This is a genomic window from Anaerobacillus alkaliphilus, from assembly GCF_004116265.1.
In the GTDB taxonomy this organism is placed as follows: domain Bacteria; phylum Bacillota; class Bacilli; order Bacillales; family Anaerobacillaceae; genus Anaerobacillus; species Anaerobacillus alkaliphilus.
Window position 1 is genome coordinate 69,785 of sequence record NZ_QOUX01000047.1, and the last position, 24,303, is coordinate 94,087.

The following is a 24,303-nucleotide window of genomic DNA, read 5'->3' on the forward strand; positions in this document are numbered from 1 at the left end:
TAGCCTAGATGCGGTTAACTCCTCATTTTATGGATTATAAAATTATGAAGTTGGCACCGAGAGGAATTCAAGTAGTTGTTACTAGTAGTAGTTACTGCTTTTGATTAAGATATTCCAAAACATTTTGGTGTTCTTGTTGAACTTTGCTAATCTGTTTAATTTCACTGCTTAGTTCAAGTTTCGTTTCATCCAATTTTCTCATCGTACTAGCATAATAAAAAGCCATTTCTTTGCGCATTTCAGATTGTTCCTGAGAAAGGTTAGTAAAGTCTTTACGCATTTCAGATTGCTCTTGAGAAAGGTTAGAAATGTCTTTGCGCATTTCAGATTGTTCTTGAGAAAGGTTAGTAATCTCCTTACGCATTTCAGATTGTTCGTGTTCAAACTTTTTTTGCCCATTTTCTAAAGTGTCAAGTTTTGTTAAGATTTGCTTTAAGATTTCTTCCATATCGTTCACCTCCTTTAAATCCATTATAGAACTCTAATACGTAATTGTCGATAAGAAGAAGAGTAGGAGATTTCAGAATAAAACTCATTTTATGACACGATTGCTTGTATGGAATTAAGAAATCACAAAAGTGGCAAAAGACAGTTATTAAAGTCCAATTCTTGAAAGGATGGATATAAAAAAATAGTTATTAAAGTCCAATTCTTGAAAGGATGGATATAAAAAAATAGTGATGGATAAAAAAACTAATAATTATTGTCGAATTCTGACTAAAGCGTGAAATAAATAGCGAATAGTGATAAATTTATTATAGTAATCTATAAAATAATTTTCAGATATCAGATATATGAACAATTGGAGAGAGAGGTCCCTAATGAAAACAAAAAAGAGAATAATTATACCGGCAATTGCCGTAGTGATCTTAGTTATACTATATTTCTCGATTGGCAATTACTTTTACAATTATGCCCTTAATGCAAACGATCAGAAGGAGTTTTTGGAGGAAAATCCAAACTTAGCGAGAAGTGAGGCGGTTATGGCGGATGTTGCTGAATTGGCTGATCTAGCAGATCATGAATTTAAAAACAAAAATCAACCATCAACAATGTCTATTGTTTCAAATGATAAGCTCCAGTTGAAATTACAAGCAGACGTTTATCAAACTGGGGCAGATAATTCAAAATGGGCCATCGTTGCCCATGGATATACATCAAGTGCAGCAGGTATGACGAGATGGATTCGGAACTTCTATGAGGAAGGGTTTAATGTATTAGCTCCAGATCTTCGTGGACACGGGAAGAGTGAAGGTGATTATATTGGTATGGGGTGGCATGACCGGTTGGATATGCTGTTATGGATTGAAGAAATTATAGAGAAGGATCCAAATGCGGAAATCGTATTGTTTGGTATCTCGATGGGTGGAGCAACTGTTATGATGACCGCTGGTGAGGAACTTCCTTCTAATGTCAAAGTGATTGTCGAGGACTGTGGTTACTCCTCGGTGAGTGATGTATTTATCTACCAACTCGATGACTTGTTTGGTTTACCGGAGTTTCCGGTATTGAGAGCTGCTAATACAGTTACCAATCTACGTGCTGGATACGATCTGTATGAAGCCTCAGCGTTAAAGCAAATAGCTAAGGCAAAGAAACCGATTTTATTTATTCATGGAGATCAGGATACTTTTGTTCCATTTAGTATGTTAGATGAGGTCTACGAGGCGGCAACGGTTGAAAAAGAAAAGCTAATTATTCCAGGTGCGGGTCATGGGGACGCAGAAAAGGTAGATCCTGAACTATACTGGAATACTATATGGAATTTTGTTGGGAAGTATATAGATTGATAGGGTGTCAGACAGCAATGAAAGTTCACTTTCACCACCTAGGATGATAGTTTTTTTCAAGCATGTTTATTCAAAGAAAGTGAACTTTCCTGTTAAGCACGAGAGGAGATCTCGCAAGGCGGACCGAAAACGTTTCGCAGAGGTCGAGCCATTGCGATTTTGGAGACGTTGAACTTGAAACGTTCGACGATTAAACAGCAATTAGAGCAACCAGAGTTTCAGTCAATTCAACAAATTTTAGTTGGAGAATTAAAGGCTCTTGATATGGTGATTAACGAGTTTACACAGTTGTTTGAAATACAAGAAAATGAAATGAAAAACGAAGATAGTGTGTAGCGAATCGAAAACCATGTGAACGTAATTTCTACGTAGTACAGAAACTTCACCAATAATTCCCCATCTATTCTTAGCCATAAGTAGTTACATTCATCATTTTTAAAAAACTAGTATATATGTCCACGCTCTTTTTCGTTCTTGTAATAGATATATATAGAACACAAAAAGAAGGGTGGACACTTTGTCCGGCGTTCCTGTAACTGGGTACTAGGTTTATAACAAAGGAGTTAATATCCTATATCTTTGGGTGTTACTCCTTTTGATGTTGTTGAGCTTCAAAGTTTAACTAGTACCTATGTCATGAACCCCTTCCTTTTATATAAGAGGAGGTGACTAGAATGGGTGCAGGATATGGTGGTGCAGGATTTGCGTTAATTGTTGTACTATTCGTTTTACTTGTAATCGTTGGTACAGCATACGTGAGATACTAGGATGATTTAAGAGTCAGCATTCGTGTTGACTCTTTTTCTAGTAGTATACTTAAGCAGGTGCGAAATAGTTCTCTGTTCTTTGTTTTTGGCTGTTTTCGCAAAGTTTGTTGCTTTCGTAAAAATCCCAAAAGCCGGATTTTTACACAAATTACTAACAATTCACCACTAATTTAGTAAGTAAAGCTCTTTTCTTACATAATTTATTGGCTGATATCTTCATCTAGGGTATTTTTTCGATAATTTTAGGATAGAAAAGCCACAATGTATACGAAAAGAGCCTTGTTTTTTCATAGTTGATATGCAAAATAAAAATCTTTAGATAATTGGCAAAAAACTAGTTGACGCTATAGTTAAAGTATAATAATATAAAATTATTAGTTTGAGAGTTAAAACTAGCGCTCCAAGAGAGCTTATAGACTCCAAAGGGGAGTAGCTTACAGTTATGTCGACATTACGTGATTTTACATCACCGGCCTAACTGGCAACGTACATGTTGCTTGCAAGACCTTTGCCAATTTGGTAAAGGGATATATTGTGCTTAAAGACCTTTATCAATTAAATTTGGTAGAGGTCTTTTTATTTTATACTGGAGGGGAAAAAAGATCTAAATCTACTTTGTTTCACACTGAATTTCACATAATTTACAATTCAATTATAAAGGAGATCACAGGATTACTTGGACATAGATAGGTGAAGGAAACTTTTTATATTTTTAACTTTTTTAATTACGTTTAAATTATACCTTGTAACGATTATTACGTTAGATGTTAATCAACCACCGAGGAGCATCTCTATCATTACTCAAATTAGTCAATGTGGAAACAATATTCAGTCTAGTCTTTTCAAAAATGAAACGGGTAAATATATTTAATAACTGGAGGAGAAACTTTAATTGGAGATTGCATTGTTATTAGAATACGGATGGGTACTATTGATCTTAATTGCGATAGAAGGGATCTTAGCAGCGGATAACGCGCTCGTCATTGCAACAATGGTGAAGCATTTACCTAAGGAACAGAGGAAAAAAGCTCTAGTTTATGGATTAGCTGGGGCCTTTGTGTTTCGTTTCGGATCATTATTTCTCATTTCGTATCTTATTCATATATGGCAAATTCAAGCAATCGGTGCAGCGTATCTACTAGGTATAGCTATTTATCACCTAGTTAAGAAATATATGTTAAAACGATATATTAAAGCTAAAATGCAGGAAGCAAAAGGATCTGGATTTTGGTTAACTGTATTAAAAGTCGAGTTGGCAGATGTTGCATTTGCAGTAGACGCTATCCTTGTCGCTGTTGCATTGGCAGCTACACTTCCTACAACAAACCTCCCAAACATTGGCGGGTTAGATGGCGGACATTTTACGATCGTTCTCGCTGGAGGTATTATAGGGTTAATCATCATGAGGTTTGCTGCTGGTAAATTCGTTGATTTACTAGATAGAAAACCCGGTTTAGAAACAACCGCCTATGTTGTAGTAGCCTGGGTCGGTGTGAAACTGGCAGTTTATGCGCTTTCTCACCCAGAACTAGCGATTATCTCTACTGATTTTGCGAAGGGAGTAACCTGGAAGATCATCTTCTGGTCAATACTAATGTTAATTGTAGTTACAGGATGGTTTATGTCGAAGGACGAACCTAATCAGATTATTCTACAGAAAAGTAGCTAATTAAAAAACATCTCTTCTAGTGACTTAGAAGAGATGTTTTTCTGTGAATCCAACCCTAGAATAACCTTAAGTGTTGTAAAACTAATACTGTTATACCTAAAACCCATACATAAACAGCAAATGTTTTCAAGCTATGTTTTTTCAAGTAGTTGATCATCCACTTTACGGCTATGTAGCCAAATATCGCTGATGCCAAAATACCAATCATAAGTGCAGATAACGAAATATCTTCTCTTCCAACCTGTATCACTTCGGTAGTTTGAAGTACTACGGCACCTGCAATGGCTGGCGTCGATAACAAAAAGGAGAAATAAGCAGCCGTCTCGCGGTCAAGCTTTCGAAATAATCCTGCTGCGATTGTTAATCCAGAACGGGAAATAGCTGGGAAAATAGCTGCCGCTTGAAAGGATCCGATAAAAAGAGCATCCTTCCAATTAATTTGATCCATTCGTTTTCTTCCTTCTTTGATTGAGTCGGCAAACCAAAGTACAGCACCCGTAAGTAAAAACTCCCACCCAATGGTAACGCCTGTCTTGGAGATTTCTTCAAAGTAATCTTTGAAAGTTAGGCCAACAACCACAGCAGGTAGAGTTCCAACGAGGAGCAATAACGATAATTTGTGAAACGGGTTTTTGATGATTTTGATAAACTCTTCCCTGTAAAAATAGAGGACAGCAACTAATGTACCAAGATGAAGCATGGTATCAAGTAGTAAGCCTGCTTCTTGTAACCCAAAAATGTTTCTCCCTAAATAGAGGTGACCGGTACTACTAATTGGCAAAAACTCAGTTAACCCTTGAATAATTCCTAGAATAAACGCTTCGATTTTCGACATCATACCACTTTTCGCTCCTTATTTAGTCCTTAATCGCTGGATGATAAAATAGCTAATTACACCTAAAATCAATATGAGAATTACCGGTAAAATTAAAGGCTGGGCAGCTGTTTTAATCTCGCGCCAATTTTCTCCTAGTTGTAAGCCTAAATATAGAAAGAAGAGCGTCCAAGGAAGAATTGCTGCAATGGTGTAAAAAATAAACGTAGACACTGGCATTTTTGCTACACCAGCTGGAATTGAAATGGCATGCCGAACGACGGGGACAAATCTTGCTGCAAAGACTACGATAGGACCATATTCCTTAAACCATTTCTCAGATAAATCGAGATGCTTGTGATGAATTAGCAAATACTTTCCATACTTCTCTAAAAACGGCCTACCTCCGTAACTCCCTAGCCAGTATAAAAACAACTGAGCCAATGTACCACCAATAACACCTGCTACTATTGCACCGATAAACCCAATTTCACCGGTTGATATTAAGTAGCCGCCGTAACCAAGGACAATTTCACTAGGAATAACCTCAATCATTAAACCTAAAGCAATACCAATAACACCAAGTTCAGCAAAAAAATCTAGTAAATTCAAAAAAATTGTTCCATCTACCAACGCCTCTTTTTTCATAATTATTACTTCATATTAATTTATGACGGCACGTCCAAAATGAGTACAGGTAGTGTTCTACCCTGAAAGTAGAAATTAAGACGAAAGTTCACTTCTTTTATTTTGGGATACTTCAGTAATCTTTTCATCCCTGTTGGTGAAAGTGAACTTACATTGGTGTCAGACACCGTTCATGGACAAATTAGTTAAAATGTCTATGTTACAGGGACGTCTAGGAGAGAAGGAACTAAGTGAGAAAGCTACACCATCTTCCACAAATTACAGATTTTCTTTATAATAGATACAAAATGTAATTAAGAAGTTGAGGGACATAGATGGATAAGAAAACAATGGATACTTTAGTTGGAGCATTACATCGGATGAAGGAAGATGCGCGTAAATCCGAGATTAAAAGGGAAGAACAGGGATGGAACACTACGACGTTGCCTTCTTCGCTAGTTGAGATACTTAGTAGTTTAACAAAACACGAACTAGATACGATACGAAAGAATTATAATATTAGAGGGATAAGTTCATTAAAGAAGAGTGAACTTGCAGCAGAGCTCGCGAGGCAGATACCGAAGCTATATTTAAATACGATATCACTACTTGATAGTGAAAGTTACGACCTAGTAAAGAAAATTGTAAAACAGTCAGGTTATATTAGGAGTTTTGATTTACCTTTTTCTAAAATCGAGGTGCTTAAGGATCATAGCATTTTGTTTCCAGGAACCTACCAAGGGGAAAAAGTGTTATTTATTCCTTTGGAGTTACTGAATGCTTTCCTAGAAAAAGAGAATAGTATGTTAGGTAAAATAGTTAATCGCAATACAACTTGGATTACTCTCATCCATGGACTACTTTATTATTATGGAGTGATGGATAGTTCTAAGTTACTAAAGAAACTAGAGCCACTGACAAACGAAGAGATAGACGCTATGCATTTTTTCAATGTCATTTCTTTTGCAAGTAAATATAATGGACAAGTGTCCTTAAGTTTTGGTGGAATGAGAGATCGCCGCGTTTCCGATGAGAGAAAACTCTATGAAGAACACCTAGCTAGACCCACACTTGATTACTATCCTTTTACCAAAGAGCAATTACTAGCTGCAGGGCAGCTCAATTATGTTGAGAAAAATCATGCATTGAAGGATTTGTTAAGTTTTCTAAAGTATTACTATGAAATGAAAGAAGAAGATTTAAATGAAATATCGCTCCAACTTGTTACGATGATTAATAAGGATGCGCAGCCTGCAATGGCAATCCAATATTTGCAAAAGTGGATTGAAATTCCTAATATGGAGTTCTTACAGGAGCTAACAGAAAAGGTGATGTACCTCTACAATAATACTCGTTTGTGGATATTGAAAGGACACACACCCTCAGAGGTTGCCCAAAAAGAAAAGACGCATTTACTTCCCTTACCGAAACAACCATATTTAAGTAACGCCAAGGTTGTTGATCTTAGTGGATATAGTAAAATTGGCAGAAACAACCCTTGTCAGTGTGGTAGCGGTAAGAAATATAAGAAGTGTTGTGGGAAATAAGTGATAAAAAAGTACGGCTCTCATAAAGAGAACCGTACTTTTTCGATTTTTAGTTTCTACGGTCGTCAAACCAACCAATTAAGTGCTGTAGACGTTCTAAGCGGTGCTTTGGTTTACCAGAGCGAGAAAGGTCATGGTTTTCGTCTGGGAAGCGAACGAGTTTAGTCTCAACTCCTAGACGTTTTAAGGCAATATACCATTGCTCAGCTTGCTCCATAGGGCAACGTAAATCCTGTTCTGAGTGAAGGATTAATGTTGGTGTTTTAACATTACGAGCATAGTGGAGAGGGGAGAGCTTTAATAGTTTCTCATAATCGTCCCATAGATCCGCATGTCCGTGTTGCCACTCAGTAAAGAAGAAGCCAATATCACTCGTTCCATAGAAGCTGTGCCAGTTACAAATACTACGTTGTGTAACGGCTGCTTTAAAACGTTCTGTACGAGTAACAATGACGTTGGTCATATAGCCACCATAGCTTCCACCTGTAACGAATAACTGATCGTTATCAATGTAGCTAAAGTTCGCTAGCGCATAATCAACACCAGCCATAATATCTTCGTAATCCATACCACCGTAATCACCGATAACCGCATTTACAAAGTCATGACCATAGCCTTGGCTTCCTCTTGGGTTCGTGTAAAGTACCACATACCCTTTTGAGGCCATTAATTGCATTTCATGATGTATCCCATTTCCGTAAGCAGTTGCCGGACCGCCGTGAATTTGAAGGATCATTGGATACTTTTTACCTTCCTCATATCCGTAAGGCTTTAACACCCATCCTTCAACATTCCAACCATCCGTGCTTTTGTACTGGAAGTTCTCAGGTGTACTTAGATGTACTTCGTTATATAATTCCTGATTCCAATCTGTTAGTTTTTGAACGTTATCTACATTCGTTAAATCCTGTACGACAACGTCTCCTGTAGAATGAGGAGTAGCTAGAACAAGAACTGCTTGGTTATCGCTAACGATATCAAATGAAGTCACTGTTGTGACCGCTGGAGATAAAGCAGCTGAAACCTCACCTTCAAGATTTACTTTAAACAACTGGCAATCGCCACCAATGGTAGCATTGAAGTAGATGTTAGAGCTAGTAGCGTCCCAGATTAAACTTCCATCAGCTGTGTCATACTTCGCATCTACACCAACAAGGTTCCCAACTGTGTAATCAAAGCTTTCCGTTAAATTTGTTAGGTTGCCTGTTTCAGTTGAAAATAGAAGGACATTTGCATTCCCTTGACTTCTTTCACCACGCGTATGGCCAACAGCTGCTAACCAATTTCCGTCAGGAGAGAAGGAAGGTGCCATAATATAACCGTTCCCTTGGAAAAATAGGCTTTCTTCCTTAGAAGCAATGTCGTATTTCCAAATGGCTGGTAAATAGCCCCATTCAGCGTCTTCTGCTTTTGTGCCGATATAAACTAACGTTTTTCCATCTGGAGAGAAACGTGGTTGACCAAAATCATGGTTACCTTCCGTAATCTTCGTAAAAGCTTTTGTCTCAATGTCAAAGATATATACATGCTTACGGTCTTCGTTATAAATGCCAACTCCGTCACCTTTATAGCGAAGTCTAGTAATTACTTTTACATCACTTTTTTCTTCTTTTTTCTCTTCTTCTTTGTCAGTTGTAAGCTTCAACTCACCTGAGACTGTTAGAGCAAGTTGACTACCATCTGGAGACCAAACAAACTCACCAACACCTTGTTTTACATCTGTTAATTGAACAGCTTCACCACCATCTACAGGTAGGAACCAAACTTGATTTTTTCCTGTACGGTTTGAACGGAACGCAATTGTCTTTCCGTCTGGTGACCATTTCGGAGCTACATCTTTTACTAATTGATCTTTTGAATAGTGTGAGGTAAATTGTCTACCTTCCCCCTGTAAATCAGTTACATAGATATAAGAATAGTAACCATCTTTTTCTTTATCTACATGAGTTAGGACATAGGCAGCTTTGTCTTTGTTAGGAGACACTACAGGATCTCCGACAAATTTAAATTTAACTAAGTCTTCTGCTGTAATTGGACGTTTTGTCAATTTACATTCCTCCATTATGTATATTCGTTCTACCATTCTATTTTAACATTTCGGTGGGCGAAATAAAATTAAAATGTTTCAGTATTATCAGAAAAAAGAAGGGTGCTTGAAGTGATTGTGGTAACGCGAACTATTTTCGGGGACATACGTTCCGTTATTTTCTAATAAAATGCCTATTTTTCGATTTCGAGGACAGTGTGTCCTCTTGGGGGGAGCGCATGGGTTATTGAATTATTTCAAACGAATCCAAATAGAGTTTCGAAGTGTTGTAAAATGTTTTTAGAGAAAAAAGAGGTGCTCCATGGCACCTCTTTACTCGACTATACTCGTACTTGTTCCTCAATCATTTCCTTTTTATCATTAAAAAGAGAGTTACTCAACATTAGACCAATTCCTAAGAAAAATAAAAAGGCACCGCTAACAACAAATAAGGCCACCACACCAAACATTTGGACGAGAACGCCACCAATGATGGGGGGGAGAAGGACCGTTAAACTCAAAATAGAATTGACAATTCCAGAAACACGACCGACTTCCGATTCGGTTGTTTGAGTTTGGATCAGGTATTGTAACGTTATTGATAAAAGCCCAACACCTAAACCGATCATAAAACCTAGCAACACTGGTAAAACGAGTGAAAAACCTTCGCGAAGCAAACCGATCCCGCCAAAACCAACCCCCATTAACAGCATACTTAAACCGAATAGTACACCAAAATGCTTTAGGGTTTTATAATTGAGGATCATGATCATTACAAAAGCTCCTAATCCTGAAGCACCCATAAGCCATCCTGTTATCTCGGGTAGGTTAGGCGCAATTTCACGGAAGAAAATAGGAAACTGAATATCTACCATTTGGATTGCAATAAAGCCAATAAAACTAGCTGTTACACTAATTAGTAGTACTTTTTTCTTTATGATTAATTTCCACCCCTGTAACCAAGCTGTCCAAAAACTCTCATCTGAGTCAGTTGACTTAGATGGAACTGTTGTTTGTTTGACCATCTGTTTGTCTAAAAGAATAAACAAAAGAATAAAAGCAGAGATGGTAAATGCAATCGCATTAATGAGAATACAAATTTTCGGAGAAACAAAGCTTATCAGTGAGGCGCCCATAAATGGGCCGATGATTTTTGATAGCTGATTTACTGACCCGTTTAGTGTAATTGCTTTCATGATCAGTTGTTCTTTCACGACTAGTTTGATAAGACCTTGCTGCGCAGGGCCGTGTACGACGTTCACCGTGGAACGTAATGAAAGGATTAGTAAAGCTAGCCACGGATTATTAGTAAAGAATAGGAAAAACGTTAGTGCTGCGGTTACGAAATCAGAGACCATCATAATTTTTACTTTATGGATCTTGTCAGTAAGTACGCCTGCAAACTGTCCAAGAAGTACCTGTGGTAATGCATACGCGACAGGTATTAAGGCAATCATCATAGGATTTACTTGCCATACATAGCTAAATAGAATAAGGACGGCTACAATATCAAACCATTGCCCGAGCATCGATACAGAATATGATGCAAATAATTTCATGAAGACACGATTTTGCCAAATGGTTTCTTCTACTTGAATGTGATCTTGCTGCATTTTATACCTCTCCTACAGATCCAATTTTATACAATTATATCGCGGAATGTACATCGCAAAAACTTTCTCTAGACTGATTTCGTCTCAGTCTCAGGTTGGATCTATAAAATAGAGATACCCGTACAATTATATAACTTTATGAACTAGGTCACCATTGAAATAATGGTTTAGTTATTTCTTAAATTTTGAAACTAATATTTAACTCTAACGTATAGTTAACTAGAATTATTTTCATAGGAGGGAAAACAATGTACGAATATAAATTTGTGAAAATTGACCTTACGACGTGGGGGAGTAAACCAAAAGAGGACTATCAAGCTATTATTACGGAACATGCAAAAGAGGGTTGGAGATTTATCCAAATATTTGCACCAGCAACGTCTGGATACGGTGCTGCTTCATATTTTGAGATTATCTTTGAAAGACCGAATTAAGTAATCATCTAGTGGTGTCACCTTAATTAGTAAGTTTAAAAAAACTAGAGAAGATGACTTCCATTGGCACGTGCTTTATTGAGACACAGAACAGCCCAACCCAACCACTTACTGGTTGTGAAGTATGGAAGTGTATACACTTATTTTAGGCAAATGTATGTAATCAAAAAATTATTCTTCCACTCTGGCAACACCCAAAGCTAGATGTTGCCAGAGAAGCTCTTCCGCTTTCTCGACTAATTCTTTTGGACATTCTACAACTAATATCACTTCTGAATTTTTTCCTTTTAGAACTCTTGCCCTTTTATGGATGACTTTAAAAATGGTGTAGTCGATTATGAAACCAAGTAAAAAGCCGACTGCTGCCCCAATTAAACCCCAATAGATTGGTCCCCATTCTAAAACAAAACCTACACTTGCTCCAATTACAGAAAAGGCAGTTCCTAGAGCGGCACCCTTATCAAATAAACTAATGCCGTCTGCACGGTGAAGTGTATCAAACAATCGCCTATCTTCTACACGGTTAAAGAGCGGTACAGCAAGGATACACTCTTTTTTTACGCCTATTTTTTCTAAGGCTGAAATAGCTAATTCAAGATACGATGAGTGCTCAAATGTAGAGAAGATTTGCATTTATTTCACCCCATCTACTGAAATTGGAATTTTCACACGGTATTGCTGATATTTTTCCATTAGAAATTTCCGCTGTTCACTTTCAAATAGTTTGTTATTCTCGACAGTGTTTACGTAGGAATCATATACACTGAAACCTACATGCGAAGGAATAAACAACAACCACTGCGGATCCATAACTTGTGTTGCTTGAGTGATTTCCCCTAAAAAAAGATAATGGAATGCAACTAAAATCCCTGAAAAGTAAACAAATAAAATCATAAAAGCCATGGTAAAGATTGCGGTAACTACTCGATGTATATAGAGCTGACCTAACCCAGGTGTAAAAAGAGACCAAATTACTGCCATGAGCGGTCTTCTTTTATCTAAATAATTTATTTCTAAAGCACCAATTGTATATGTATTGAAATTAGCATTTTCGTGTTCTGCTAATAAAAAAACTTTATTCATATCAACTGAGGTACGATAGCTGTCCCATATACCATAGATATAAACGGGAATATACAAAAGCATCCATCTTGGTTCAAGAACTGCTTTTGCCATTTCAATATTCCCTGTAAAAGAGTAAACCATTGCTTGATTTATATTTGCCATATTATTAACAAAGATTTCCCATATAAATAATGCATACCCTCTTAGATATTTCGATAAAAGTAGGTGACCGAAACCAGGAAATGCAGCTGACCACCATGCGATGATGTATGGATTTCGTAAATGTAGTTGAGTTGTCCCAAGAGCACTTACATGGGCTTTAAACCGACGTTCCGTATTGGTAGATTTGAAATTATCCAAATTGTTATCGCCTCAATTGTTTTTTAGAAACTTTTACAATATTTAGCATGTAACAGATTGAGAAATATTATTCATATTTATAAGCTAGTAGGTTCACTAGTCACAAAGAGGGACTCTTTTCTGTTAAAATAGAATTTTTCCCTTTCACGAGCTTTAACGTCGCTACGATAAGAAAACTAACAATGACTAGTAACAGCCATGAACTTACCTTACTTAGATGAACAAGACTCCACACTTCAGTTTGGTTTGGATATTCCCAAGCGCCAAAGTACGTTGCGATATTTTCAGCTATCCAGATAAAAAATCCAATCAGGACAAAAGAGAGTGCAAGTGGCATCCGATAACGAGTTCCATTCACCTCGTATGTAACCCATGATTGCCAAAAGACAATTATGACAAGTGCAGATAACCACCATCGAACATCAATCCAATAATGGTGGGTGAAAAAATTTAAATAAATCGCAGCAGCTAAAGGTACGACGATTAAAAAAGGAGGCCACTTAACAAGTTCCACATTTAGCCTTCTCCATGCCTGACAAAGGTAACTGGCAACACTTGCATACATAAAACCACTATAAAGAGGTACGCCAAAAAATTTAGAATACCCTTCCTCCGGATAGGACCAGGATCCCATATGTACTTTGAAAAGTTCGAGAGCAAGCCCAATTATATGAAATAATGTAATTACCTTTAGTTCATCTTGTGTTTCAAGTCCGGAGCGCACCATCCACCACTGCATCAGAAGGCAGATGACGAGAAGCCAGTCATACCTAGGTAAGAATGGAAGAGGTACGAGCTGAGTCAGGGCTAAAGAAGCAAAAATAACAACGGGAAACAAGCAAGAGAGTGCTTGCTCCCAGCCGAAACGAAAAAGTTGTTTTAGTGCTCTAGTCATGAGTATCTTCATCACTTTGGTATTCTAAAATATCGCCAGGTTGACAATCTAATGCTTTACAAATTGCCTCTAAAGTTGATAAACGGATCGCCTTTGCCTTACCGTTTTTTAAGATTGAAAGGTTGGCCATCGTAATTCCAACCCTATCAGAAAGTTCTGTTACGCTCATTTTCCTTTTAGCCAGCATCACATCTATATTGATAATAATTGCCATGTTTTCACCTCAGACCGTTAAATCATTTTCAGATTTTATATCAATTGCTTCTTTAAGCAGTTTTTGAAGAACAGCAGCAAAGACTGCAATGACCATTGAAGCAAAAATAATTACCATTCCGATGACTATGATCCCTGGGGCATCATCTATTTCCGCAACGAGATAAAAGAGTGGCATGCCTAATACATAGAAGACACTAATTAGGATTGCACAGTTCTTAATCGTTTTTAAAGCTCTAACAGATAGGTCTGAAAATGCTTTGTTCTTGTCAATATAGCTTAAAAGTTTAAATGCTTGATATAGAGCGAAATAAAATGGGATCGCCGTTCCATAAAAAAGTGCGAAAACGAAATATTTTATTAAAGGAAAGGTAGGAAGCAATTCTGCTGAAAAATTCGCGATGTTAGGAACCAAGAAAATGCACAAAGCTAGAATTGGAATACCAATAAGAATGACAGCTATCTTTAAAAAGAGCGTTGACACTTGTTTCATAAAAAGCACCTCACATATGTAGTTTCAATTTGAATTTACCACACTGTTTATCGTTTTACAATAAATATATATTGTATTTAATTACATTATTATTGTTATAGATTAATAAACGTGTAAAAGAAGACATTGATATAAAGGGTCAAAAACAAGTAAAATGGGAGAAGAAACTAGGTTAATGAAACGTGGGGGTTAGTTGAAATGAGTGTAGAAAATGAGTTTACTTTTCTCATTGATTATTTCTTTTTAGAAAAAGTACCAGTAAACATATATGAAGGGAAAAGTGGTTATAACAATACCACTCGTTACCTCAACCGAAATAATCAAACATATATTTTACGCATCTATGAAACACATAACGAAGAAGCGAAAGTTAGGCTAGAACACGAAGTTTTACTAAAGCTGAGTAGGCTTTCGGATCTTCCGTTTAAGGTTCCAGTACCTGTGGTAAAAGAGGGGAATTCTCTAGTTCAATTACCTTCAAAAAAAATCGGCTGTATTTACCATTATATTGAAGGGGACAACCCGGTTTTTAATAATGAAGATGTCCTTTTTTCTTTTGGCCAAAGTGTGGGGCACTTATTAAACGCATTACAGAAGGTAGAAATAAAACAACCGCTCGTATATCGTCCATACTATGAAATTGAACATACGCATCCCAAATGCCCAGTAAGTAAAGTTTTGGAGTGGTGCAGTAACCCACCTGATTTTTTTCAAGGATATAAAAGTGAACTTGAAGGGATTTCAACAATGCTGATGAACTTCCAGGCGAATATCCCGTTTCTCAAGAGTCTTCCGCATCAAATCATTCATGGAGATTTAAATGCATCTAATGTACTCGTTGGTGCAGATCAAACAATTAACGCCATTCTTGATTTTGAATTTATTACTGAGGATCTTCGAGTCATGGAAGTGGCTGTATGTATGTCAGATATGATTTCCCAAGACACCATAGAAGATGGATATTTAAAACAGATCCGTCATTTTTACGCGGGCTTCTCGACAACGATGAGTTTGTTAGCATCTGAAATTGAAGTGTTGCCAATCCTTGTACAACTGAGAAGGTTAGATGTGTTTATTCATTTTTTAGGAAGGTATCTAGACGGGATTGACGATCCTTCTGTACTTAAAGAGCAAATAACAAAAACAGCTGCTTACCGGTATTGGATTGATGATGGTGGGCAGAAATTACTACACATGGTGTCGGAGCTCAATGAAGCTTACTTTCAACCATTAGGACATAAGTCTGACTGAAAAAAATCCTGAATAGCTCAGAGCGAATGCTTTGGGCTTATTTACATTTTAAGAAAGTATATATTTTGAACGTAAAAATTGTCTAGCTCCATGCGCCATCGGCTCGTGGTCAAATGTTCTGCCCGATTAAAAGTGAAAGAGCGCACTTTTTATCGGGCGGAACGTATGTTTGTCTCCGATAGGCGGGCGCATTGCGCTTTTCTTATTATGTGTGAATATATCTTCCCTAAGCGCATAATGTCATAGTGTGATAGTCCTGATTTCGGCTTAGCAGTAACTAAAACGGGTAATTAATTTTAGATTTTTATTATTAGGGTATTAAATTAGTACTCGGTGGCACAATTTTTCCGACCTTTGAATGATTGTTAACTAAGTAGGAATTTGAAATAATTTTAAGAAGGTTATTCCTAGGTTGAATGGTTTGAGGAAAAGAGTCTAAATAATTCACTTGGGGGAAGGAAACACATGACATTAGAAAACGAACTTATTACAAAAAAGTACTTTGAAACATTACTAACCGATCAAACTGGAGATCACCCGGGACAATTTCTCGGTAGTTTATTTATTGACCAACAAAAGCATGAACAGGCTGACCTTTCGGATATTCGCTTTTCACAAGGGGAAGTATATTTTCGTGACAAAGACTTTGAAGCGGCAATCTTCAAGTGGGAGAAGGTTGAGAATAGTTTAGAGCAATGGGCTAGAAAAAATATGGGAGATGCTTATTTTGAACTTGGGTTATTTTCCAAGGCAATTGAACTATATAAGTCAGTAGCGACGGAGAGTGTAACTTTAAAATCAGAAGTTGCGTTAAAGCTCTTTTCTATCTACAAAGAACAAGAAAAACTTGACTCAGCTGCGGATGTGATAAAAAAAGCAGTGTCCTTAAATCCTGATTACCCTTATGTAACAGAAAGTGCTCGGAAATTTTTTGAAGAGCATCGTGACTGGAGTAGTGCGATTGAACTAGCCGTAAATGAGGCAATCCGAACAGAGCGTTTAGAGTGGTTTGAGGTAATGAACTTTTATGTAGACGAAGGGTTAACGAAACCAACGCCCCCCGATTATTTTACAAAACTTCTAGTGGTGTTATATAACGTCAATCATCGAAGCTTTGAAAAACTAGTAGTTTCGCTTTGGGAAAGTTATAAGGGAGAGGAATCCTATTTTTCATGGGTCAGGGAAATTGATCGGTTATTTTTACAGCTAGAAATAAATCCTTTGGACACGTGGGAGGGTATGTCAGGAAAGTATCATGAGACATACTTGGAATTGATCAACGGAGACTTTCTCATTCATGAAATTTCGGATATGATACCAACCCTACTAACGAATTGGTTAGAAGTAGCATCTTCTTCACATGATGTGTTAGCGGCGAGCTCAGTCCTTGCTTGGAATGAGACATTTGAAGAAGCGATAAATCAAAAGACAATAGATAAAGCTGAACACATAATCAAACATTCACTTCAAGAAGACACTAACCTCCAACAAAGTATCAAACTTTTTAAGGATATCGTTAAGTGGTCAGACTCATTTGAACTAGACATTCATGTAGACCAACGCTTGAAGTGGTTTGTCGAAAAAGTTTGTGATTTACAAACAAGCCCTATCTTACTTGGCGGCATGAGTGGGAGTGGCAAAACATCGGTGATTGACTCTTTGTTAGGATGTAGCAACGTTTCAGCGCCACTTTGCCCAGCCGTTTTTTATGGTTATGGAAGAGAAACAGAAATCTATGAAATTACGAATCAATCAACTCAACTGATATCTAGTCTTGCAGAATTAAAGGAGGATTTGCCAAAGTCATCGATTGTTGACGTTCGATTTCCAAGCAATTTTCTACTAGATCATCAGATTTCAATGGTCGATATTCGTGATTTTGACCAAAAGGAAGAGCTATCCTTTATACGTCTAGCAGATGCTCTGTTATATGTATTGCCGGTAACGACTGTTTTTACAGCTAAAGACCGTGAACGATTAACGAAAATTCAAGAAATGATACCGGTGCATTTCTTACTATTAACGGATGCTATTTTTTACGAAAAAGATGCCTCGGCACTGGCTGAAAAAATTCGTTCGCGAATGCTAGGGTATTTCCCTAAAGCAAACATTACGATCTATTCAAAACACGATACGAGTAGCAGGCAGATGGAAGAGATGTCTAGCTTTATTCAAACAGCTGTAAAGGGAGCGCTGAGTACGGAAAAAAGAAACGAAAAACTATTATTTTTCGTTCGTGAAACTCTCGCTTACCTGTTAAAGAAGCGTGTCGAGACAGAAATTGATTTAACTGAAACAATTAGGTGGAAAGAGGATATGGTTTCGAAGCTCCATGCGGCTGTTCATCAAGTAAGTGATTTGGAAAAAGAAAAAAACGAAGTCCTTCAAACGTCATATCGAAAAATGAAAGAAGATATGAAGCAGGAACTAAAAACCAATATTCCGAAGTTACTTAGCGATTGTTCCGCTCTAGTGAATGAAGAAAGGGACTTTCAAACAATCCATATTGACCTCAACGAACAAATGAACGAAAGAATTTATCAGTATGTTCAACATACTATTTTACCTAGATATTCGAAGGAGATCGCTATTTGGCTCGAAAAGTGTACAGAGGAATTATCACTTAGTTCAAACTTCTTAAAGGAAATGGCTGAAGGCTTTACTACCATGTATAAAGGACAGCACTTTAGTTTCGATTGTGACTTTCAGGTGTTAGATGATTGGAAGAGAGACTCTCACCGGTTATCTAAAGGAGTTCGTCTCGACAAAATGAATATCATCAACCGCTATACTCCTTCTCAATTGGTATTAAAGAGCGCTGGGAAACTATTAGGAACACTTTCTAACAAAACTATGTTATGTAATCTTTATCAAAAACTTATTGAAAAAGAGGATTTTGAGAAAATTGCAGGAACGATTACAAATCAATTCATGATCCAATTTGAATTGTTTGAAAAAGGGATTGAACGTGATATTTCCATGTTCTTTAGTCAATCATTTCAAGTTTTACATGAAGTGATCGAAAACGAACAGCAAGATATTCAATATAAGAAAGATGCATTGCAACGCCTGAAATCAAACCCTGAAAAGTATCTTGACCCTATTATGCTTTTCAATGTAAGACTACTACAATATGACCTGCTTCAGAGAAAAGCTACGGTAAATCCATCCTATGTGTAAGTGAGAAGGGGTTGTCTTCATGACAACTCCTTGTTTAATAAGGGTGAAAACTGGTAAGAAAGAAGATGATAACATTTTTTCGAGGGTGATAGATTGCTTAACCAATGGTACCTATATTTTCTATTAGTATTCTTTATTTTACATATTCCGAAAGTTAATTTGTATTTTGCCGCTTTAAATACGATGTTTCATGAAATGGGACATGCGATCGCTTGCCTATTATGTAAGGGACGAGTTATTAAGATCTCATTATTTCCTAGTACTGAAGGTCAAATTATTACGGCTTCAGGGAGTTGGATTAGTAGAGTGTTCATCTCATATGCTGGGTATACTTTCTCGCCACTTGTTGCTTACGCGTGTTTTTATCTAATTGGCGAAGGTCTGTACCTGGAATTGTTATATGGGTTTATTGGAGTGGCGATCATTAATTTAGTACTATGGGTGAGGAACCTATACGGTGTATTTTGGCTGACAACGTTTATTGGCCTATGTTTGCTTTTCGTTTATCTAGGACATGTGGGAGCTATTGAGATATTTGTCCAATTTTTAGCAGCGTTACTACTTGTGGAAGCAGTACGCTCGGCGTTTATTATTTGTTACTTAAGCTTCCGCGATCGAAGGCAAGCAGGCGATGCCACAAGCTTAGCGAAGAGTACATTTATTCCGGCTTTTATCTGGGGAACATTATTTTTTGTTCAGTCGATGATGGTCGCGTTTTGGATCCTTCGTTCGTTTGTCGCGTAGAATGTCAGTCTAGTCCGGGGAGGATTTGGCGGACGTACGCTCCGCTATTTTCTCGAAAAAGGCCGTTTTTGAGATTTTGAGGACATATGAATTTAGAATAAAACCCCTATAACGAACATCATAAATGGATATGATGATAACAATCCCTTATTTCCTCAAAGACAGCTGGAAAATAGGCTTTTTACCTAAAATAAGGGCCTCTGTGTCCTCGAAAGTTAGAAAATCAAGAAAAGTGGCAAAATAACGGAATGTATGTCCGGAGCGACCGAGCAAGGTTGCGTAATTTAGCAGGTGGAACTCCTGCTTGGTAAGACTCTAACCAAGTCGCCAATAGCGAGTCTTGGACTCACGGGGGTAACCGACGTGGGTTAAGCGTAGACAGCCAGGTAGTAGGCCTGAAAGTGATTGAGCCCCGAAATTAGTTCAAATTTAGAGAGGCCGACAGTGTCGGACAACTGGAAGGCAATATCTTATGTTACCGATATGGTGAGGAACATAAAACTCTCTCGGGGTCGAAGAGCCAGGCATGCTTCACAATGATTACGTGGCAACTCGGGATATCCTATATGTTCTTTCTTCACTTGAAGAGAGTATGGTTGAACAAGCGATACAAAGTAAGGAAACCAAATGACTATAGGAAGTCGGATGACTGTATAGTACCAATGAATGCGGGTAACTCTGCACGAGGAAAGACAGTCACCTGAACATTACCCTAACAAGGGACACATTTACTACACTCGGAGGTAGAAGTAGAATGGAAACAAAACTTATTAGGATAGCAGAATTAGCTAAGGAAGATCCACAATTAAAATTCACCTCTTTAGCACACCTTTTAGATCACGAATTTCTGAAAAGCTGCCATCAAGAACTACCAAGTAATAAAGCCACAGGAACTAACGGTACAACGAAAGAAGATTACAGTGAGAAAGTGGATGAAAACCTAACAGATCTGATTACACGAATGAAAACGAAAAGCTACCAACCAGTTCCTGTTAGAAGGACTTATATCCCAAAAGAAAAGAACAAGAAGAGACCTTTAGGTATCCCAGAACATGAAGACAAAATTGTTCAGAAAGGGATGGCAAAGATCTTAAATACAATCTATGAAAGTGATTTTCTAGACTGTTCTTTTGGATTTCGCCCAAGTAGAAACTGTCATGATGCGCTAAAGATCTTAAATGTGTATATTGAGGAACGGAAAATTAGTTACATCGTAGATGTTGATATCAAAGGATTTTTTGATAACGTAGACCACCATTGGATGATGAAGTTTTTAGAACATCGTATTGCAGACCCAAGCTTCCTACGTATAATCGGTAGATTTCTTAAAGGTGGTTATATGGAACAAGGGAAATACTTTAAGACGGACAGAGGGACTCCTCAAGGGGGTATCATCTCGCCAATTCTCGCGAATATTTACTTACATTATGTACTCGATTTGTGGTTTGAAGTACATGTGAAGAAACATTGTAAAGGACAGGCTTACCTTGTTCGTTATGCCGATGATTTTGTGTGCTGTTTCCAATACAAGAATGAGGCGGAACAATTCTATGACGTGCTAAAACTACGTTTAGCCAAATTCAATTTAGAAATAGCAGAGAACAAAACGAAAATAATTCCTTTTGGGAGATTTGCGACTAGTAACTGTAAAGATAAAGGTATAAGCAAACCTCCAATATTCGATTTCTTGGGTTTTACGCACTATTGTGGCAAGAGCAAGCAAGGAAAGTTTAGAGTGAAACGTAAAACAAGCAAGAAAAAGATGCAGGCGAAACTAAAGGAAAGCAAAGAATGGTTTAAAACCAATCGACATCAGAATATGGTGGAGCTTATTGACCGACTCAGACGCTCTTTAAATGGATATTACAATTACTATTGTATTACTGATAACACAAACAATGTAGCTAAATTCGTAAGAGAAATTGTGAAACAGTTCTTTAAATGGATGAACCGCCGTAGTCAAAGGAAATCATTTACGTGGGAAAAGTTTCACCTACTACTCAGGAAATTCCCACTACCTAAACCTAAAGTTAAAGTTAACATTTATGATTTAAGAGATCACATTAGCTATATTTTGTGAATGATGTTTAGGAAGAGCCGTGTGCGTTAATTGCGCCCGCACGGATCTGTGAGGGGGTAGGGTCACAATCCTGAGAGGAGAGGACCCATCCTACTCGACTGAACAATCGGAGTGAGAGAAAATCTGCGTACCTCAATAAAATAACGATAAAGGCTACCTAGTGCATGGGTAGTCTTTTGTTTGTTTCACTTAAAATCTATGTGGAAATATATCAAACTATGATTTATTTTGTCGAACTATGTGGTAAACTAACTGTAGCTTGGTAAGGTCATATCCAAGCCAAATAAAATAACTTCAATGAAAAGGCAAACTTACTGAAAGGTGAGGACGCAAAGCTTCGGACCTACTGGTTGTTGTGCCAACCTATGGTGGCCGAGTTACCAAGGAAATAGCGGTTAAGGTATTTCGTTGGAGATAGCTTTTTTTCTTATTGGTGGAAAAAATGGAGGAATTATATGCTAACAACAAATAGGCGTTTGATCTTACTTCTATTTACAGCCATTATCTTTTTATATTATGGGTGGTCTTTCTTATTTTCAGAAGAGGCATTTAGGAGATCGATTGGAGCAAGTATATTTTCTATGGTTACAGGAATGATTACCCTTGTCTTACTACTAAATGTTGTTAAAAAGTCTTCTTCGGGTAGTAAAAGGAACTTTTGGTTATTACTAGGGACTGGAGTTTTCCTTAATATCATCGGAAACGTCATCTTCTTATTTTCTATCATTAATCAGGGCTTCGTGTCAGTATATGATTTTTCATTCTTATTATGGTTAGGTGCTTATATATTCTATTTAATGGCTTTGGTACAAAAAACTAAAAGCTTAAGTAATTCTACGGCTAATAGTCCATTTACATTTAATATCATTGTGTTTATGACAGTATCTGTAACAATTAGTATCCACTTCTTGATTACACCTATTTGGTTACTATCTGAAAACTCATTCTTTCTAACAATGATTGGGCTATTTTATACAATTACAGACTTAAGCATCTTATTCCTTATTACGTATTTATACTATCTTTCTAAATCTAGTAAGGAACGACCGATGATAGTATTGCTTATTTTTGGATTTATTTTCCAAATCACTGGAGACTCTGCCTTTTTGTACTTAACGTTAAGAGAGGCTTACCAACATGGGGGTGCTATTGAACCAATTTGGTTACTCGGTCTGATGTTTATTGGGTTAGCTGCCTTATTTTCAGAGGAAACGTCGGTAGAAAATAGCTTGAATAACAGCACTTATTTGGATAATTCAGAGACTGTGTTTCCGTATATAAGCGTTATTATCTTGATGGTACTTGGGATACATAGCTATCATTATGAGTTTAACGCGCTTAGTATTGGTATGCTTCTAATATTTATTATGATTGTTAGCCGTCAGTTTGTGATTATCAGAAAAAATAAGATCTTAATGGATGAATACAAATACTTGGCTTATCATGATTCATTAACAGGACTAAATAATCGCGCAAGCTTCAATGAACAACTTATTCATTATATGGATGAAGCGAAACAAGCTCAAAGTTCAGTTGGGCTACTACTAATTGATTTAGACCGGTTTAAACTTGTGAACGATACACTTGGTCACCATATTGGAGATCGCTTGTTAGAAATTGCAGCACAGAGATTACAGTACGTTCTAAATGAAGATGATGTATTGTATCGTATCGGTGGAGATGAGTTTGTAGTGATTTCACCTAATGCGACTGAAGAGAATTGTATTGAAATATCAGAGACCATTATTAAAGAGTTTCGAGCCTCTTTCATAGTGGACCATCATGACATTTCAATCTCTCCAAGTATTGGAATTAGCTTATACCCTAGGAATGCGGAAGAAAGTCAACAACTATTGAAGAATGCTGATTTTGCAATGTATCTTGCAAAAGGGAATGGTCGAAATAGTTATTGCTTCTTCCATTCAGATTTAAATGATGCTCTTACTAGAAAGGTGAAAATAGAAAATGAGCTACGTAGAGCGATTGAAAGAAATCAGTTGGTCCTTTATTATCAACCAATTGTTGATCTAAAAACAGGACAACCGACCGGGGTGGAAGCACTAGTCCGTTGGTTTCATCCCGAAATGGGCTCAATCTCGCCAGCGGAATTTATTCCAATTGCTGAAGAGACAGGTCAGATTATTCCAATTGGAGATTGGGTTTTAGAAACGGCATGTAAACAAAACCTCGCTTGGCAAAAGGAAGGTTTGCCACCGGTTACTATTTCGGTTAACGTTTCGGTTCGGCAATTCCAGCATACTGATTTTATTGCAAAGGTAAAAAATGTCTTAGAAACAACGGGACACAAACCAGCATTATTAGAGCTAGAAATCACAGAAAGCATTATGCAAAATGTCAATGAATCTATTAACATCTTAAAACAACTGAAAGACATTGGCGTCAAAACGGCAATTGATGATTTTGGAACCGGGTATTCCTCACTGCACATTTTGAAAAAGTTGCCCATTGATACGATCAAGGTTGACAAGCTGTTTATTGACGACATCACAGACGAAGCAAATCAACCAATTGTAAAGACGATCATCGACATCGGTGCTAACTTAAACCTTCGAGTCATTGCAGAAGGGATAGAAACTATAGAACAAGCAAACATACTCACTCAGTATCAGTGTCATTTTGGACAAGGCTATCTATATTCAAAACCAGTCCCTGCAGAGATGGTGCCTGGCACCTTTCGTGGACAAATTAAATAGAAAGTCCACGTTAGATGGACA

21 protein-coding genes and 1 riboswitch are annotated in these 24,303 nt (G+C 37.3%); of the genes, 11 read left to right on the forward strand and 10 right to left on the reverse strand.

Annotated elements, in window-relative coordinates:
* Window positions 1–91 precede the first annotated feature (91 nt).
* Window positions 92–448 (reverse strand): hypothetical protein, encoded by a 357-nt coding sequence (locus DS745_RS20760; RefSeq protein ID WP_129080178.1) that lies wholly within the window; start codon window positions 446–448, stop codon window positions 92–94.
* Between the two features lie 373 nt (window positions 449–821).
* Here DS745_RS20760 and DS745_RS20765 point away from each other — a divergent pair, with 373 nt between their 5' ends.
* The 4 genes from DS745_RS20765 to DS745_RS20780 all read left to right on the forward strand — a co-directional run bounded on the left by DS745_RS20765 (window position 822) and on the right by DS745_RS20780 (window position 4,226).
* Entirely contained in the window at window positions 822–1,790 is a 969-nt protein-coding gene (locus DS745_RS20765; RefSeq protein WP_129080179.1) for an alpha/beta hydrolase, read from the forward strand.
* Window positions 1,791–1,898: 108 nt separating this feature from the next.
* Complete coding sequence (locus DS745_RS20770; protein ID WP_129080180.1) at window positions 1,899–2,126, forward strand: hypothetical protein; 228 nt, start codon at window positions 1,899–1,901, stop codon at window positions 2,124–2,126.
* A 338-nt stretch (window positions 2,127–2,464) separates the two neighbouring features.
* Window positions 2,465–2,557, forward strand: coding sequence for a YjcZ family sporulation protein (locus DS745_RS20775; protein ID WP_129080181.1), 93 nt, complete (start codon window positions 2,465–2,467; stop codon window positions 2,555–2,557).
* A gap of 892 nt (window positions 2,558–3,449) precedes the next feature.
* On the forward strand, window positions 3,450–4,226 hold the full coding sequence (locus DS745_RS20780) for a TerC family protein (protein WP_129080182.1): 777 nt from the start codon (window positions 3,450–3,452) through the stop codon (window positions 4,224–4,226).
* Between the two features lie 55 nt (window positions 4,227–4,281).
* Here DS745_RS20780 and DS745_RS20785 read toward each other — a convergent pair whose 3' ends face one another.
* Together DS745_RS20785 and uptA are read right to left on the reverse strand one after the other, a co-directional pair.
* Window positions 4,282–5,061, reverse strand: a complete 780-nt coding sequence (locus tag DS745_RS20785; RefSeq protein WP_129080697.1) for an undecaprenyl-diphosphate phosphatase — start codon at window positions 5,059–5,061, stop codon at window positions 4,282–4,284.
* 18 nt (window positions 5,062–5,079) lie between these two features.
* Entirely contained in the window at window positions 5,080–5,688 is a 609-nt protein-coding gene (gene uptA / locus DS745_RS20790) for an undecaprenyl phosphate transporter UptA (protein ID WP_129080183.1), read from the reverse strand.
* A gap of 314 nt (window positions 5,689–6,002) precedes the next feature.
* Between uptA and DS745_RS20795 the strand changes: the two genes are divergently transcribed.
* Window positions 6,003–7,214, forward strand: coding sequence for an SEC-C metal-binding domain-containing protein (locus DS745_RS20795; protein ID WP_129080184.1), 1,212 nt, complete (start codon window positions 6,003–6,005; stop codon window positions 7,212–7,214).
* 49 nt (window positions 7,215–7,263) lie between these two features.
* On the opposite strand, the gene DS745_RS20800 is transcribed toward DS745_RS20795, so the two are convergent.
* Window positions 7,264–9,261, reverse strand: coding sequence for a S9 family peptidase (locus DS745_RS20800; protein ID WP_129080185.1), 1,998 nt, complete (start codon window positions 9,259–9,261; stop codon window positions 7,264–7,266).
* Window positions 9,262–9,581: 320 nt separating this feature from the next.
* Window positions 9,582–10,853, reverse strand: a complete 1,272-nt coding sequence (locus tag DS745_RS20805) for an MFS transporter (RefSeq protein WP_129080186.1) — start codon at window positions 10,851–10,853, stop codon at window positions 9,582–9,584.
* A gap of 248 nt (window positions 10,854–11,101) precedes the next feature.
* Here DS745_RS20805 and DS745_RS20810 point away from each other — a divergent pair, with 248 nt between their 5' ends.
* Window positions 11,102–11,287 carry a DUF4177 domain-containing protein gene (locus DS745_RS20810; RefSeq protein ID WP_129080187.1) on the forward strand — a complete coding sequence of 62 codons (186 nt, stop codon included), beginning with the start codon at window positions 11,102–11,104 and terminating at the stop codon, window positions 11,285–11,287.
* 171 nt (window positions 11,288–11,458) lie between these two features.
* On the opposite strand, the gene DS745_RS20815 is transcribed toward DS745_RS20810, so the two are convergent.
* The 5 genes from DS745_RS20815 to DS745_RS20835 form a co-directional block, all read right to left on the reverse strand.
* Window positions 11,459–11,920, reverse strand: a complete 462-nt coding sequence (locus DS745_RS20815) for a hypothetical protein (protein WP_129080188.1) — start codon at window positions 11,918–11,920, stop codon at window positions 11,459–11,461.
* A complete protein-coding gene (locus DS745_RS20820) occupies window positions 11,921–12,712 on the reverse strand; it encodes a hypothetical protein (protein WP_129080189.1) in 792 nt (263 codons plus the stop codon).
* 100 nt (window positions 12,713–12,812) lie between these two features.
* Entirely contained in the window at window positions 12,813–13,607 is a 795-nt protein-coding gene (locus DS745_RS20825; RefSeq protein WP_129080190.1) for a DUF817 domain-containing protein, read from the reverse strand.
* Complete coding sequence (locus DS745_RS20830; protein WP_129080191.1) at window positions 13,600–13,821, reverse strand: helix-turn-helix domain-containing protein; 222 nt, start codon at window positions 13,819–13,821, stop codon at window positions 13,600–13,602. Before DS745_RS20830 ends, DS745_RS20825 begins: the two co-directional genes overlap by 8 nt.
* 9 nt (window positions 13,822–13,830) lie before the next feature.
* A complete protein-coding gene (locus DS745_RS20835; RefSeq protein WP_129080192.1) occupies window positions 13,831–14,313 on the reverse strand; it encodes a DUF2975 domain-containing protein in 483 nt (160 codons plus the stop codon).
* 198 nt (window positions 14,314–14,511) lie between these two features.
* Between DS745_RS20835 and DS745_RS20840 the strand changes: the two genes are divergently transcribed.
* The 5 genes from DS745_RS20840 to DS745_RS20860 all read left to right on the forward strand — a co-directional run bounded on the left by DS745_RS20840 (window position 14,512) and on the right by DS745_RS20860 (window position 24,282).
* Complete coding sequence (locus DS745_RS20840) at window positions 14,512–15,564, forward strand: phosphotransferase (protein WP_129080193.1); 1,053 nt, start codon at window positions 14,512–14,514, stop codon at window positions 15,562–15,564.
* Between the two features lie 465 nt (window positions 15,565–16,029).
* Complete coding sequence (locus DS745_RS20845; protein ID WP_129080194.1) at window positions 16,030–18,744, forward strand: tetratricopeptide repeat protein; 2,715 nt, start codon at window positions 16,030–16,032, stop codon at window positions 18,742–18,744.
* A 93-nt stretch (window positions 18,745–18,837) separates the two neighbouring features.
* A complete protein-coding gene (locus DS745_RS20850) occupies window positions 18,838–19,488 on the forward strand; it encodes a M50 family metallopeptidase (protein ID WP_129080195.1) in 651 nt (216 codons plus the stop codon).
* Between the two features lie 754 nt (window positions 19,489–20,242).
* On the forward strand, window positions 20,243–21,568 hold the full coding sequence (gene ltrA / locus DS745_RS20855) for a group II intron reverse transcriptase/maturase (protein WP_129079247.1): 1,326 nt from the start codon (window positions 20,243–20,245) through the stop codon (window positions 21,566–21,568).
* A 294-nt stretch (window positions 21,569–21,862) separates the two neighbouring features.
* Window positions 21,863–21,953: riboswitch (cyclic di-GMP riboswitch) on the forward strand.
* 70 nt (window positions 21,954–22,023) lie between these two features.
* On the forward strand, window positions 22,024–24,282 hold the full coding sequence (locus tag DS745_RS20860; protein ID WP_129080196.1) for a putative bifunctional diguanylate cyclase/phosphodiesterase: 2,259 nt from the start codon (window positions 22,024–22,026) through the stop codon (window positions 24,280–24,282).
* Window positions 24,283–24,303 lie beyond the last annotated feature (21 nt).